The organism is Micromonospora sp. AMSO1212t (assembly GCF_008868145.1).
Lineage (GTDB): Bacteria > Actinomycetota > Actinomycetes > Mycobacteriales > Micromonosporaceae > Micromonospora > Micromonospora tulbaghiae.
The window spans coordinates 1-13,053 of record NZ_WBKS01000050.1 but is presented as its reverse complement, the minus strand read 5'-3'; the positions used below and the strand labels follow the sequence as shown (position 1 = coordinate 13,053).

Here is a 13,053-nt window from a genome sequence, read left to right as displayed (position 1 = left end):
ACGGGTCAGCCGCCGACGCGCGCCGCCCCGGTGTAGACGTTCATGGTCGGCCCGCGAAGGAAGCCGACCAGCGTCATCCCCGCCTCCTCGGCCAGCTCGACCGCGAGCGTGCTCGGCGCGGACACCGCCGCGAGCAGCGGCACGCCCGCCATCCACGCCTTCTGGGTGAGTTCGAAGCTGGCCCGTCCGGAGACCAGCAGCACGTGCCCGGCCAGCGGCAGCCGCCCTTCCCGGGTGGCCCAGCCGAGCACCTTGTCCACCGCGTTGTGCCGCCCGACGTCCTCGCGCAGCACGACCAGTTCCCCGTCGGGGGTGAAGAGGCCGGCGGCGTGCAGGCCGCCGGTGCGGTCGAAGGCGCGCTGCGCGGCGCGCAGCCGGTCCGGCAGCCCGGCGAGCAGGTCGGCGGTGACCACCAGCGGGTCGTCTTGCACCGCGAACTGCGAGCGGGTCCGCACGGAGTCGATGCTCGCCTTGCCGCACACGCCGCACGAGCTGGTGGTGTAGAAGTTGCGCGAAGGGTCGGTGACGGGTTCCGGCACGCCGGGCGAGAGCACCACGTCGACCACGTTGTAGGTGTTCGGGGTCTCCGCCCCGGCGCAGAGCTGCGCGGTGTGCACGTCCTCCGCCGACCGGATCAGCCCTTCGGTGAGCAGGAAGCCGATGGCCAGGTCCAGGTCGTCGCCGGGCGTACGCATCGTCACCGCCAGCGGCCGGCGTCGGCCCGGGCCGGCCGCGCCGACGCGGATCTCCAGCGGCTCCTCCACGGCCAGGGTGTCCTGCCGCCGGATCCGCCCCCGGCCGTCCCCGGCCGCGTCGAGGTCGATCCGCAGCACACCACGCCGATCCGTCGCCCGTCCCATGCCGCCATCCTCCCCGGGCGTCCCGCCGCCCGCACCTCGCCCCACACCTTCCCGCCCCCGGCGACATGTAGTCGATCAAGGCGGGAGAGCGGGCAGGGCCCGAGCCGTGGCTAGTGTGAGGCGATGACGGGGTACGCGGCGATCGTGCTCGCCGGTGGCGCGGCCCGGCGGATGGGCGGCGTGGACAAGCCGGCCCGCGCGATCGGCGGCCGGCCGATGCTGCACCGGGTGCTGGCCGCGGTTGCCGACGCGGACCAGCGGATCGTGGTCGGCCCGGCCGGCCCGGTGTCACAGGGAGTCCGGACCACCCGTGAGGAGCCGCCCGGTGGCGGTCCGGTGGCCGCCACGGCGGCCGGGCTGGCACTGCTCGATTCCGGTACGACGACTGTCGCCCTGCTCGCCGCCGACCTGCCGTTGCTCACCACCGCCGCGGTGGCCGAGCTGCGACGCGCGCTCGCCGCCCCGTCCGCCGGGCCGGCGGACGCTCGGACCGCCGGCCGACCCGGAGTGCTCGACGGGCAGCCACCCGCGCTCGCCTGTTACGTGGACGGCGACGGCCGCCGCCAGCATCTCTGCGCGGTCTGGCGGTTCCCGGCCCTGCGGGCGGCCCTCGACCGGCTCGCCGCGACGCGGGGCGGTTCGCTCGACGGGGCACCGGTACGCGGGCTGCTGGCCGGTGTCGCCGTACGGGAGGTGTCCTGGTCCGGCTCGGGGCCGCCGCCCTGGTTCGACTGCGACACTGACGAGGACGTACGCCGGGCGGAGGAGTGGACGAGATGACGGTGCTGGACGACTGGGTCACGGCGGTCTGCGCCGAACTGGACCTGGACCCGGCGGGGGTGCCCGTGCCGACGGTGCTCGACGTGGCCCGGGACGTGGCCCATCAGGTGGTCCGGCCGGGTGCGCCGGTCACCGCGTACCTGCTGGGGCTGGCGGTGGGGCGCGGCGCGGACCCGGCCGCGGCGGCCGAGCGGCTCAGCGCCCTGGCCGGTTCCTGGCCGGTGGACCTGGGCGGTTCCACGCCTGGGGATTAGCGCCTTGCGCGGGATCCGGTCCCCTTGGCGCGTGGGTAGGGTGGCGGGAACGGACGGAGGCGATCATGACGGCTGACCACCCCTCGGCGCCGGTCGACGAGCCTGCCGGCGGCGCGCCGGAGCACCACGAGTCGATCCTGCTCGACGAGCCGACCACGGCCGATCTGCGGGCGAAGGTCACGGAGGCCTGGCGGGAGTTCGCCCGGGCGCTCGCCGACCGGGTGCGCGGGCTTCCCTCCGGCGGCCACCTGGAGGTCACGCTCGATCCGACGGCCTCGGGCACCGGTGACGCCGTCTACTCGGTGAGTGTGGACGCGGGCGAGGAGGGTCGCCTCTCGGCCCGCGCGGTGGGCAACGCCACGCTGCCGCAGGGCTACCGGCTGGACCGGGCGGCGGTGGCCGACATGGTGGCGCTCGGCTGGTCGCCGCCGGGTGTGGTGCCGGGCTCGGGCGAGCAGTTCGGGCTGGACTGCGGCACCGACGAGGCCACCCGGCTGGCCGCCGTGCTGTCCCGGACGCTGCGTGACGTCTACGGCGCCCCGCATCCGGCCTTCCTCGTCTACCTGGTGCACGACGCCGAGGGCGAGGCGCTGCCGGTGGAACCGCTCGGTACCGCCCGCAGCGAGTTCGGTCCGGACCGCGACGTCGAGGCCGACCTGGACGAGGCGCTGGCCGCGGCGGCGGCCGCGCAGTCCGGCGAGAACGACGTGCTGGCCCTGGAGGAGCGGGTCCGCACGGTCGTGTCGACCATGCTGAAGTCGGCGTCCGACCAGCTTCAGGTCGACTCCGACGGCGACATCAACATCCGGGCCGGCTCGGCCATGGTCTTCGTGCGGGTACGCGACAACCCGCCGCTGGTGGACGTCTTCTCGCCGGTGCTGACCGAGGTCGAGCCGACCGAGCGCCTCTACGTGAAGCTCTCCGAGCTGACCAACCGGATGCCGATCGGCCGGCTCTACTGCGCCGACGACACGGTGTGGGCCTCGATCCCGGTCTTCGGCCGCAACTTCCAACCCACCCACCTGATGCTCGCGGTGCAGGTGATGACCGGTCTCGCCGACGAGCTGGACGACCGCCTGCACGGCGAGTTCGGCGGCAAGCGCTTCTTCGGTGAGGGCGACAAGCCGGCGCGGGCCGAGGAGCACCGCACCGGCATGTACCTCTGAGCGCGGGTCAGCGTACGTCGAGCAGCGTCTTGCCCACTGTCTCCCGGGCCCCGATCGCGGCGTGCGCGGCGGCGGCCCGTTCCAGCGGGAAGCGCTGCCCGATCAGCGGTCGCAGCCGCCCGGCCGCGCCCTCGGCGAGTGCCGCCTGGGTGAGGGCGCGCAGCTCGTCCGGGCCGGGCCGGGGGCTCAGCAGCGTCACCCCGCGCGCGGCGGCGGACTCGGCCGGGATGTCCGCCCAGGCGCCGCCGGCCAGCCCGAAGCTGAGCATCCGCCCGCCGGGGTCCAGCAGGTCGAACGCCTCCCGGGCGAGCGGCCCGCCCACGCCGTCGAACACCACGTCGACGGCGCCCACGGCGTCCCGGACCCGGCCGGTCCAGCCGGCCTGCCGGTAGTCGACGACCACGTCGAGGCCGGCGGCGCGCAGCAGGTCCACCTTGCGGGCGCCACCGGCGGCACCCACCACCACCGCCCCGGCGGTCGCCGCCAGCTGCGTCAGCAGCGATCCGACGCCGCCGGCCGCCGCCTCGACCAGGACCCGGTCGCCGGGCCGCAGCCCGGCCGCCCGCGCCAGCATCAGGGCGGTCCGGCCGTCGGCCATCAGCGCCACCGCCGCGTCGAGCGCCAACCCCGGTGGTACGGGGACAGGCGCGCCCTGGTCGACCACGACGCGCTCGGCGTACCCGCCGGTGCCGCCGGTGGCGGTGACCACGACGCGGCCGGCGAGCGCGGGGTCGGCGCCCGCTCCCAGCGCGGTGATCGTGCCGCCGACCCCGTTGCCGGGGATCACCGGCAGTTCGGCGCGAAACGGCCCGAAGCCGCTGGCCCGGAACATCGTCTCGACGAACGTGATGTTCGCGTGTGCCACGTCGACGTGGACCTGGCCCGGTCCGGGTGCCGGGTCGGGTGCCGTCCCGGGCACGAGCACCTCCGGTCCGCCGAACTCCCGCAACCACACCGCACGCATACCGCCCCCTCGCTTCGAGCCGGTCACCAGTGCACGACATGAAGCCGGGTTGAGGTCAAACCGTCGACGGTCCGACGCCGGGGGACTCGACCAGCCGGGAGAGCACGATGGTGCTGCGGGACGAGGTGACGAACGATTCGGCGCGCAGCCGTTCCAGCGCCTCCTCCAGGTGGGAGATGTCCGCGGCGCGCAGGTGCACGAGCGCGTCCGCCTCGCCGGAGACGGTGTACGCGCCGACCACCTCGGGGTGCCGGCGGGCGGCGGCGCCGATCTGCGCCGGGGTGGTCCGGCCGGCGCAGAACAGCTCGACGAACGCCTCGGTGGTCCAGCCGACCGCGGCCGGGTCGACCACGGCGGTGAATCCCCGGATCACCCCGGCGGATCGGAGGCGGTCGACCCGTCGCTTGACGGCGGGGGCGGAGAGTGACACCCGGCTGCCGATGTCCGCGTACGAGGCGCGAGCATCCGCGACGAGTAACGCAATGATTCGCTGGTCGACCGCGTCTATCTGCAACGTTCCGCTCCCGGGAAGCAATGCTTGTGGCTGTTACCAAAGTTGTACCGTACCTACTCTTGGTGACCGTGAACCAGCAGCGAGTCTCGCGAAAGCGGACATATCTCATGTGCTCGCCCGAGCACTTCGCGGTCGAGTACGCGATCAACCCGTGGATGGACGTGACCACACCGGTCGACGCCGACCTGGCGGTCAAGCAGTGGGACCGGCTGCGGGAGACGCTCGTCGGGCTGGGCCACGAGGTGCACCTGCTCACCGCCGAGGCGGGCCTGCCGGACATGGTCTACGCGGCCAACGGCGCCTTCGTGGTCGACGGCACCGCCTACGGCGCCCGGTTCAAGCACGAGCAGCGGTCCGCCGAGGCCGCCGCGCACCGGGCGTTCTACGAGGAACAGGGCTGGCGGTTCATCGCGCCGAGTGAGACGAACGAGGGTGAGGGCGACTTCGCGTACCTCCCGGAGGCGCACGGCGGTCTGATCCTCGCCGGGCACGGCTTCCGGACCGAGCCGGCCGCGCACGCCGAGGCGCAGGAGGCGCTCGGGCGGCCGGTGGTCTCGCTGCGCCTGGTCGACCCGCGCTTCTACCACCTGGACGTCGCGCTGGCCTCGATCGACGACGAGAACATCGTCTACTACCCGGGGGCCTTCTCCGCCGCCAGTCAGAAGGCGCTGGCCCAGCTCTTCCCGGACGCGATCGTCGCGGACGACGAGGACGTGCTGGCGTTCGGCCTGAACCTGGTGAGCGACGGGCTCAACGTGGTGCTGAACAACGAGGCGACCCGGCTCGCCGGCAAGCTGAAGGCCGCCGGCTACCACCCGGTCCCGGTGGAGCTGGCCGAGCTGAAGAAGGGCGGTGGCAGCGTGAAGTGCTGCATCGCCGAGCTGCGGCACTGAGCGACGCCTCGACGCCGAGGGCGGCCTCCCGGTGGGAGACCGCCCTTGCTCGTGTACGGGGGCCGGTCAGCCCAGCGTCGCCAGCTCGTTGATCACGACGTTGGAGAGCAGCCGGCCGTCGGTCTGCACCCGCCGCAGGTACCACTTCTGCTGCGGCGTACGGGTCTGGTTGAACTGCCACGTGCCGCGCGGGCTGTCCACCTGGCCGACCTTGCCCAGCGCCAGGTTGACCTGCTGCGGTGAGGGGTTCGACCCGGCCAGCCGGATCGCCTTGTCCAGCACCAGCGCGGCGTCGTAGGAGGCCATCGCGTACGTGGTGGGCGCCGAGTTGAACGTCTTGCGGTACGCCGAGGCGAAGATCCGGTTCGCGGTGTTGTTGAGGTCGGCCGAGTAGTTCAGCGCGGTCTCGATGCCGTACGACTGGATCAGCTTGCGCTCGCGGCCCTTCTCCCCGTCGTCGAGCTGGTCGAGCGCGGTGCCCTCGGTGAGGAACCCGGGGGCGTAGATCGGTCCCCGGTAGCCCAGGGCGTAGAGCTGCTTGACGAACTGCACGGCCTGCGCGCCGGAGTAGTGGCAGAACACCGCGTCCGGCTTGCGCTCGAGCGCCTTGCGGATCGGCCCGGAGTAGAGCGTCCGGGAGGGGTTGGGGTCGTCGTCGGTGAAGATCGGGTCCTCGGTGAGCCGGCGGCCCCGCTCGTACGCGCGCCGCAGCCCTTTGACGACGTCCTGGCTGCCCAGGCCGCGGGTGCCGAAGATGGCGATCCGGCTGGAGGCGTCCAGCTTCTGGCGCAGGTACTCGCCGAGCGCCTCGCCGGGCTCGGTCAGCACGTACGACGTGCGCCAGATGTAGACGACGCCCTGGAGCGTCGACGGGGAGGCGTTGGAGCCCAGCAGGGGCACCCGGGCTTCCTCGACCGCGTCCTTGATGCCTGTCATCACGGTCGGGCTGACCACGCCGGTGAGCGCGAGCACGCCCTCCTTGAGCAACCGGTCGACGGCGGCCTTGCCGGTGGCGGCGGTGTCGCCCTCCTCGGCGGTCACGAGCGTGACCGGGTGGCCGGCGATCTGCTGGCCGCGCATGCTGAGGAAGAGCTGGAAGCCGTTGGTGATCTCGTCGCCGATGGCCTTGTTCGCCCCGCTGCCGGGCACGATCAGCCCGACTTTGATCGGGCTGCCGGATCCGGTCTGCTCCCCGTCGTCGTTCCCGGAGCCGCAACCCGCCGCCAGTCCGGTGGTACCCAGCGCGGCCAGCAGTTGCAGCGCCCGCCTGCGGTTCATCTGTGCCACCGAGTTTCCTTCCCGACCGGGTGGCCATGGTGCACACCCCTTCGGCGTTCTACCTGGTCGACGACGCTGCGTCAATGCCCGGAAGATCATCGTGAAGCGACCGCAACGCCTCGACGACCCGGGGCCATGCGGTGGAGCCTGGTGCGATCAGCCCGAAATGCTCACATTTGGACAGCTCAATGAGCGTGGCTGAGCCTCCGGCGGCCTGATCTGCGGCTATCCAGGACCGGCTGATCGCGATGGGAACCTGAACATCTTGATCACCGTGAATGACTACTGTACGTGTTCGCATGGGTACGAGTTTCGACGGATCCGCGGTCGCGTACCGGTCCGGCACGTCGTCCGGGCCGCCGCCGAGCAGCGCGGCCACCGCACCGCCGTCCAGGTCCAGCCGGTACGCCTGCGCGAGGTCGGCCACCGGCGCCAGCGCGAGCACCCCGCCGACCGTCTCCGGGGCGTGCGCGGCCACGTACAGGGCCAGGTGCCCGCCCGCGGAGTGACCGACCAGGATCGGCGGCACGGGCGCCACCCGGCCGGGCAGCGCGGCGGCGGCGAGTTCCGGCAGCGCGGCGATCCCGGCGCGGACGTCGGTGAGCGTGTGCGGCCAGCCGCCGTCCGGCCGGCCGGTCCGCCGGTACTCGATCTGCGCGACCGGGTGGCCGAGCGCGGCGAGCGCCGCCGCCATCGGGCCGGTGTGGGTCCGGTCGTACTCCGCACGCCAGAAGCCGCCGTGCACCACGACGACGAGCGGCCGGGGCGGCCCGTCGCCCGCCGGGAGGCGCAGGTCGGCGCACTGGTCCGGGTGGTCGCCGTAGGAGACCGTGGCATCCGGGGGCGGGGACGGGCGGGTCAGCACCTCGCGCGGGTCGGAGAGCATGCCGCGACGGTAGCGTCCACCGGTCCGGCCGCGTGCACATGGTCGGCGTGGGTAAAGATGGGTGCCATGACCGAAGCGCACTCCGCCGGACACGACGACGAACAGGGCAACGATGGCATCCCCGGCACCGTGGTGGTGGTCGGGCCGGACGGCCGCCCGGTCGGCACGGTGCAGACCGACGAGGGCAAGGGCGAGGACCCGACCCGTCTGGTCGAGCAGCCGGCCAAGGTGATGCGGATCGGCAGCATGATCAAGCAGCTGCTGGAGGAGGTGAAGGCGGCGCCGCTCGACGACGCGAGCCGGCACCGGATGCGGGAGATCCACGAGCGCTCGATCGTCGAGCTGAAGGAGGGCCTCGCCCCCGAGCTGCGCGAGGAGCTGGAGCGGATCTCGCTGCCGTTCACCGAGCAGCAGGCGCCGAGCGAGGGTGAGCTGCGAATCGCGCACGCCCAGCTGGTGGGCTGGCTGGAAGGACTGTTCCACGGCATCCAGGCCGCGCTGGTGGCCCAGCAGATGGCCGCCCGCGTCCAGCTGGAGCAGATGCGTTCCGGCCGCCAGGCGCTGCCGAGCGGCCCGGGTGGCCCGGGCGGCGTGATTCCGGGCATGCCGGGGATGCCCGGCGGCGAGGGCCACGCGCCCGGCCAGTACCTGTGACCTGTCGGCCGGGGCGCCTCACGCGCCCCGGCCGCTCAGTCCACCCCGAAGACCTTCTCCAGGTACGCCGCGACGCCGTCCTCGGTGTTCGGCCCGGTGACCTCGTGTGCGATCTCGCGTACGGCCGGGTGGGCGTTGGCGACGGCCACCGCCCGTCCGGCCCAGGCCAGCATCGGTACGTCGTTGGGCATGTCGCCGAAGGCCAGCACGTCCCGCTCGTCGATGCCGAGCCGCTCCGCGTACCAGGCCAGACCGGCCGCCTTGGTCACGCCGGCGGCGGAGATCTCGATCAACCCGCTGTACGACGAGTGGGTTGCCTCGGCCAGCCCTTCCAGCGCGCCCGCCACCACCCGCACGAAGACGTCCGGGTCCTGCTCACCGGCCCGGGCCAGCAGCTTCACCGCGGGCGCGGCCAGCAGCTCCTCGGGCGACTCGACGGCCCGGATCGCGTCGAGGTCGGCGTCCCAGCGCAGCGGGTAGTGCGCCTCGTGCCGCATCTGCCGGCTGTCCACGATCTCCACCGCGAAGCTCACCTCGGGCACCTCGGCGCGCAGGCGCCGGGCCACCTCCGCCAGCAGCTCCGGGGCGAGCGGGTCGGCCCGCAGCACCTGGTCGGTGACCGGGTCGTAGACCACCGCGCCGTTGGCGCAGATGGCCGGCAGCGGCTCGGCGAGCTGCTCGTACACCATCTGGAGCCAGCGGATCGGACGGCCGGTGACCAGGACCACCGGCGTGCCGGCGGCGTTGATGCGGGCCAGCACCGCGGCGGTACGCGGGCTGAGCGTCCGGTCGTCGCGCAGCAGCGTGCCGTCGATGTCGGAGGCGACGAGGCGAGGTGGATCTTCCATCACCGGGAGAGTAGCCGGTCCAGGTAGACCGCGACCCCGTCGTCGTCGTTGCGCAAGGTGATCTCGTCCGCCGCGGCGCGCACCTCCGGGTGGGCGTTCGCCACCGCCACCCGCGCCCAGCCCGCCCAGTCGAACATCGGCAGGTCGTTCGGCTGGTCGCCGAAGACCAGCACGTCGGCCGGGTCCACGCCGAGGCGCTCGGCGATGACGCTCAGCCCGCTGGCCTTGTCGGTGCGGGGCGGGCAGATCTCGACGAAGTCGAGCCCGGCCTGGGTGAGCGTGGCCACGTCCGGTGGCACGATCGCCCGCGCCGCGGCCAGCAGCTCGTCCACGTGGTGGTCGGCGGTACGCGCGAACGCCTTGATCACGTCGCAGGACAGGCACTCGACCCGGCTGCGCGCCTCGAACCGGTCCGGGTAGGGCCAGCTCGGGTGGTAGTCGCCCCAGAGCGGCGCGTCGTGCTCGTCCGACGCCTCCACCATCACCGTCAGCGGCCCGACCGCTGCCTCCAGGTCTGTGAGGATCCGGGCCAGCACCTCGCCGGGCAGCCGCTCGTCCCGCAGCACCAGGGGCCCCTCCGGGTCGCTCTGGTCCACCACCCGGCCGCCACCGGCCATCACGAGGAAGTCCGCGGCCCGGATGTCGTTGCGGGTGAGTTCGGTCAGGCGGGGTCCGCGGCCGGTCGCGCCGACCACGGGGATCCCGGCGGACCGCACCCGGTCCAGCACCCGATGGGTGTACGCGGAGACGGTCTCGTCGCTGCGGACGAGCGTGCCGTCGAGGTCGGTGGCGATCAGCTTGGGCAGTCCCGGGCGGGTCATGGTTCCTCCTTCGCCCGCCGCCGTCACGCCGGCCGACCAGGTCCTCGGTGCCGCGACCATGGGACGGCGGGCAGCAACCGTATCTCGCGGAACGGTCGGCAACCACGGCTTTCCGGCGAATCGGCGGCGAAGCTCCGGTGGCCGCCGGACGCGCTGCCGGACCTGATTCAGTAGGACCGTTCGGGGCCGGCGAACGGCACCGTGGGCTGCACCGTCAGGTCCGCCGGGGCCGGGGGCACGTCGTCCTCGTCCGCCCGGCGGCGGTCGGGCCGGTCGTCGTCCGGCTCCCCGTCGGTGGGCGCCCCGCCGACCGCCCGGCCGGCCAGGTGCAGCGCGGCCGCCAGCAGCGCGACGGCGACGAACGCGCTGACCAGGCCGCGTCCGTGCTCGACCTCCAGGCGCTGCTCGCCGACGAAGAACAGGATGCGCCGGGCCAGTTTTTCGAGCGAGGCGGCGGTCGCGACCAGCACCCCGAGCACACCCGCTGCGAGACCCAGCCCGGCCAGCCGGGCGTGCTGCCGCACCGCAGGGGCGCCGCGCAGCGCCAGTCCCACCGCGACCGACAGCCCGAGCAGCCCCACGAGGTACGTCGTACCGAACCCGCCGATCTCGGAGATGCCGCTGGTCAGCCGCGCGGGCGCGTCGTCGCCCCGGGTCTCGGCCGGCACCGTGATCGCCAGCCACTCACCGAGCAGCGAGGCGATCGCGGCCACCGCGCCGAGCCCGGTGAGCACGGGCGGCAGGCGGCGGTCCCGGCCCAGCGCGGCGAGCGAGCGCGCGGCCCGGCCGGACGGCTTCGGCTCGGCGTCGCCCCACTCGACGATCGTGGTGTCGTCGGACCGGTTGTCCTGCATGGGGATCCGCTTGTCCTGCCGGGGAACGGGGAGATCCTGCGACATGGCCACCCTTCCCGTGCGCGGGCCTGCGTCGAATCATGGCACAGCCCGCTCCCGACGGCCGGGATCGCGACCCCGAGGTCCGGTGCGGGGCGGCCCGCTTTCGGTTAGCGTCGGTGCCATGCCTATCCGTACCGCATCCGCTCGCTGGCAGGGCAACCTCACCGAGGGGTCCGGCACCGTCCGCACCGGCAAGGGCGGCCTGTCCGGCAACTACTCCTTCAAGTCGCGCTTCGAGGAGGGCGAGGGCACCAACCCCGAGGAGCTGATCGGCGCCGCGCACGCCGGCTGCTTCTCGATGGCCCTCTCCAAGCAGCTCGCCGACGCCGGCGCCCAGGAGACGGCGGTGGAGACCACCGCCAAGGTGCACTTCGACAAGACCGACGCCGGCATGACCGTGACCCGCATCGACCTGGAGACCGTGGGCCAGGTTCCGGGCATCGACCAGGCCGAGTTCACCAAGCTCGCCGAGGCGGCCAAGGAGAACTGCCCGATCTCCCGGCTGCTGTCCCCGGGCGCGCAGATCACGCTGAACGCCCGTCTGGCCTGACATCGCGTACGGCACGGCGGGGGTGTCCTGCGGGACGCCCTCGCCGTGCGGTGTGCCCGATCCGGAGGGAGTGACCGGGCCGCGTGGCCGTGGAGATGAGCCGGGACCGGTTCGAGGAACTGGTCGGCGAGGCGCTCGACGAGGTGCCCGAGGAACTGCTCGGGTTGATGAGCAACGTGGTCATCCTGGTGGAGGACGACCCGCCGCCGGGCGAGGACCTGCTCGGCCTGTACGAGGGGCATTCGCTCACCTCTCGCGGCTGGGACTACTCCGGCGTGCTGCCCGACCGCATCCTGATCTACCGCAACCCGATCCTGGCGATCTGCGACAGCGACGACGACGTCGTCGACGAGGTGGCGATCACCGTGGTGCACGAGATCGCCCACCACTTCGGCATCGACGACGAGCGCCTGCACGCCCTGGGCTGGGGCTGACCGGCCTCCGGCGCGTCGCCACCCGGCTGATTCCGGCGGTTGCGCCGGTCCCCTAACCTGCGGATCAGGCACATCCTGATGCAGGAGGAAAACCCATGCGCAGCGCGCTGTTCTCCGCGGAGAACCTTGAGAAGGAGTCCCAGCAGCCGGGCATGCGGTTGCAGAACGCCAAGATGCTGAAGATCGAGCTGAACGGCGAGGCGATGGCCCGGGTCGGGTCGATGGTCGCCTACCAGGGGCAGGTGCAGTTCCAGGCCCTCGGCTCCGGCGGCATCGGCAAGTTCATCAAGCAGCGGCTCACCGGTGAGGGCGTGCCGCTGATGAAGCTCTCCGGGCGCGGCGACGTCTTCCTCGCCGACTTCGCCAAGGACGTGCACATCATCGACCTGGAGCCGGGCGACGCGCTGTCCATCAACGGCTCCAGCGTGCTGGCGTTCGACTCGACGCTCCAGTACGACATCAAGATGGTCGGCGGCGCCGGTTTCGCGTCCTCGTCCGGCCTGTTCAACTGCGTCTTCACCGGCCACGGCCGGATCGCCATCACCACCAAGGGCACCCCGGTGGTGCTCAACGTGGACGCGCCGACGTACGTGGACCCGCAGGCGGCGGTCTGCTGGTCGGCGAACCTCCAGACCGGCTACCACCGTGCCGAGCAGCTCGGTCTCGGCACGCTTCTCGGCCGCAGCACCGGTGAGGCGTTCACGATGAGCTTCGCCGGTCAGGGCTTCGTCGTGGTCCAGCCCTCGGAGGAGCCTCCGGTGGCCGGCAGCGGCTCCCAGCAGCAGGGCGGCGTGCTCGGCGGCCTGCTTCAGTGACCCTCCGGTGCCCGGGGCGTCCGCCGAGGTCGCCCCGGGCCGGTCAGCTCAGCTCGCCCGACCGCAGCCGGGCCACCCAGGCCGCCGCGTCGGCGTAGTCGGCGTCGGTGAGCCCGGGCGGCACCGGCGCCTGCTGGTCACCCGGCGCCGTGCTCCAGCGGTGCCGGGGGTACGACCCCAGGAACCGCACGTCGGCGCAGACCCGGCGCAGCCCCTGCAACGCCTCGCCGAGGCGTACGTCGGCGACGTGCCCGGCGCAGTCCAGGAAGAACACGTAGCGGCCGAGTGCCTCGCCGGTCGGGCGGGACTCGATCCGGGTCATGTTCACGCCGCGCACCGCCAGTTCCATCAGCACCGCCAGCAGCGCGCCCACCCGGTCGTGGGCGAGGCACACCGCGAGCGAGGTGAGGTCGTCGCCGGTGGGCGCGCTGCTGGCGGTG

At 73.2% G+C, this 13,053-nt stretch carries 17 protein-coding genes; 8 read left to right on the top strand and 9 right to left on the bottom strand.

All coding sequences use genetic code 11. From position 1 onward, the window contains the following. Nucleotides 1-5 precede the first annotated feature (5 nt). A complete protein-coding gene (gene fdhD / locus F8279_RS15220) occupies nucleotides 6-860 on the bottom strand; it encodes a formate dehydrogenase accessory sulfurtransferase FdhD (RefSeq protein WP_091413435.1) in 855 nt (284 codons plus the stop codon). Between the two features lie 123 nt (nucleotides 861-983). Here fdhD and F8279_RS15215 point away from each other — a divergent pair, with 123 nt between their 5' ends. From F8279_RS15215 to F8279_RS15205, 3 genes are all read left to right on the top strand, one after another. Further along, nucleotides 984-1,640, top strand: a complete 657-nt coding sequence (locus F8279_RS15215) for a molybdenum cofactor guanylyltransferase (RefSeq protein WP_151500291.1) — start codon at nucleotides 984-986, stop codon at nucleotides 1,638-1,640. Further along, nucleotides 1,637-1,894, top strand: a complete 258-nt coding sequence (locus F8279_RS15210) for a DUF6457 domain-containing protein (protein WP_091415945.1) — start codon at nucleotides 1,637-1,639, stop codon at nucleotides 1,892-1,894. The genes F8279_RS15215 and F8279_RS15210 overlap by 4 nt, the downstream gene beginning before the upstream one ends. A gap of 65 nt (nucleotides 1,895-1,959) precedes the next feature. Beyond that, a complete protein-coding gene (locus tag F8279_RS15205) occupies nucleotides 1,960-3,060 on the top strand; it encodes a YbjN domain-containing protein (RefSeq protein WP_151500290.1) in 1,101 nt (366 codons plus the stop codon). A gap of 7 nt (nucleotides 3,061-3,067) precedes the next feature. On the opposite strand, the gene F8279_RS15200 is transcribed toward F8279_RS15205, so the two are convergent. Both F8279_RS15200 and F8279_RS15195 read right to left on the bottom strand, forming a co-directional pair. Next, nucleotides 3,068-4,024, bottom strand: a complete 957-nt coding sequence (locus tag F8279_RS15200; protein ID WP_151500289.1) for a zinc-binding dehydrogenase — start codon at nucleotides 4,022-4,024, stop codon at nucleotides 3,068-3,070. Nucleotides 4,025-4,079: 55 nt separating this feature from the next. Continuing rightward, nucleotides 4,080-4,538, bottom strand: coding sequence for an Lrp/AsnC family transcriptional regulator (locus F8279_RS15195; RefSeq protein WP_091413428.1), 459 nt, complete (start codon nucleotides 4,536-4,538; stop codon nucleotides 4,080-4,082). A gap of 59 nt (nucleotides 4,539-4,597) precedes the next feature. On the opposite strand from F8279_RS15195, the gene ddaH reads away from it, so the two are divergent. Beyond that, complete coding sequence (gene ddaH / locus F8279_RS15190) at nucleotides 4,598-5,431, top strand: dimethylargininase (RefSeq protein ID WP_368668813.1); 834 nt, start codon at nucleotides 4,598-4,600, stop codon at nucleotides 5,429-5,431. A gap of 66 nt (nucleotides 5,432-5,497) precedes the next feature. Here the strand turns inward: ddaH and F8279_RS15185 are convergent, their stop codons facing one another. Together F8279_RS15185 and F8279_RS15180 are read right to left on the bottom strand one after the other, a co-directional pair. Beyond that, a complete protein-coding gene (locus F8279_RS15185) occupies nucleotides 5,498-6,718 on the bottom strand; it encodes an ABC transporter substrate-binding protein (protein WP_091413423.1) in 1,221 nt (406 codons plus the stop codon). 49 nt (nucleotides 6,719-6,767) lie between these two features. Continuing rightward, nucleotides 6,768-7,595, bottom strand: coding sequence for a S9 family peptidase (locus F8279_RS15180; protein WP_091413420.1), 828 nt, complete (start codon nucleotides 7,593-7,595; stop codon nucleotides 6,768-6,770). A 57-nt stretch (nucleotides 7,596-7,652) separates the two neighbouring features. Between F8279_RS15180 and F8279_RS15175 the strand changes: the two genes are divergently transcribed. Then, the gene (locus F8279_RS15175) at nucleotides 7,653-8,249 is read left to right on the top strand and encodes a bacterial proteasome activator family protein (protein WP_091413417.1); all 597 of its coding nucleotides are present in this window, start codon (nucleotides 7,653-7,655) and stop codon (nucleotides 8,247-8,249) included. Between the two features lie 35 nt (nucleotides 8,250-8,284). On the opposite strand, the gene F8279_RS15170 is transcribed toward F8279_RS15175, so the two are convergent. From F8279_RS15170 to F8279_RS15160, 3 genes are all read right to left on the bottom strand, one after another. Continuing rightward, the gene (locus F8279_RS15170; RefSeq protein WP_091415940.1) at nucleotides 8,285-9,097 is read right to left on the bottom strand and encodes a Cof-type HAD-IIB family hydrolase; all 813 of its coding nucleotides are present in this window, start codon (nucleotides 9,095-9,097) and stop codon (nucleotides 8,285-8,287) included. Then, on the bottom strand, nucleotides 9,097-9,918 hold the full coding sequence (locus F8279_RS15165; protein WP_091413415.1) for an HAD family hydrolase: 822 nt from the start codon (nucleotides 9,916-9,918) through the stop codon (nucleotides 9,097-9,099). The genes F8279_RS15170 and F8279_RS15165 overlap by 1 nt, the downstream gene beginning before the upstream one ends. 167 nt (nucleotides 9,919-10,085) lie before the next feature. After that, on the bottom strand, nucleotides 10,086-10,817 hold the full coding sequence (locus F8279_RS15160; RefSeq protein ID WP_151500288.1) for a hypothetical protein: 732 nt from the start codon (nucleotides 10,815-10,817) through the stop codon (nucleotides 10,086-10,088). Nucleotides 10,818-10,935: 118 nt separating this feature from the next. Between F8279_RS15160 and F8279_RS15155 the strand changes: the two genes are divergently transcribed. The 3 genes from F8279_RS15155 to F8279_RS15145 all read left to right on the top strand — a co-directional run bounded on the left by F8279_RS15155 (nucleotide 10,936) and on the right by F8279_RS15145 (nucleotide 12,613). After that, on the top strand, nucleotides 10,936-11,364 hold the full coding sequence (locus F8279_RS15155; protein WP_013289315.1) for an OsmC family protein: 429 nt from the start codon (nucleotides 10,936-10,938) through the stop codon (nucleotides 11,362-11,364). Between the two features lie 89 nt (nucleotides 11,365-11,453). Further along, the gene (locus F8279_RS15150) at nucleotides 11,454-11,798 is read left to right on the top strand and encodes a metallopeptidase family protein (protein ID WP_175438623.1); all 345 of its coding nucleotides are present in this window, start codon (nucleotides 11,454-11,456) and stop codon (nucleotides 11,796-11,798) included. Nucleotides 11,799-11,893: 95 nt separating this feature from the next. Further along, on the top strand, nucleotides 11,894-12,613 hold the full coding sequence (locus tag F8279_RS15145; protein WP_091413409.1) for an AIM24 family protein: 720 nt from the start codon (nucleotides 11,894-11,896) through the stop codon (nucleotides 12,611-12,613). Between the two features lie 43 nt (nucleotides 12,614-12,656). On the opposite strand, the gene F8279_RS15140 is transcribed toward F8279_RS15145, so the two are convergent. Beyond that, nucleotides 12,657-13,053 (bottom strand): ACT domain-containing protein (locus tag F8279_RS15140; protein ID WP_151500287.1); only part of this gene is annotated, 397 nt, incomplete at its 5' end.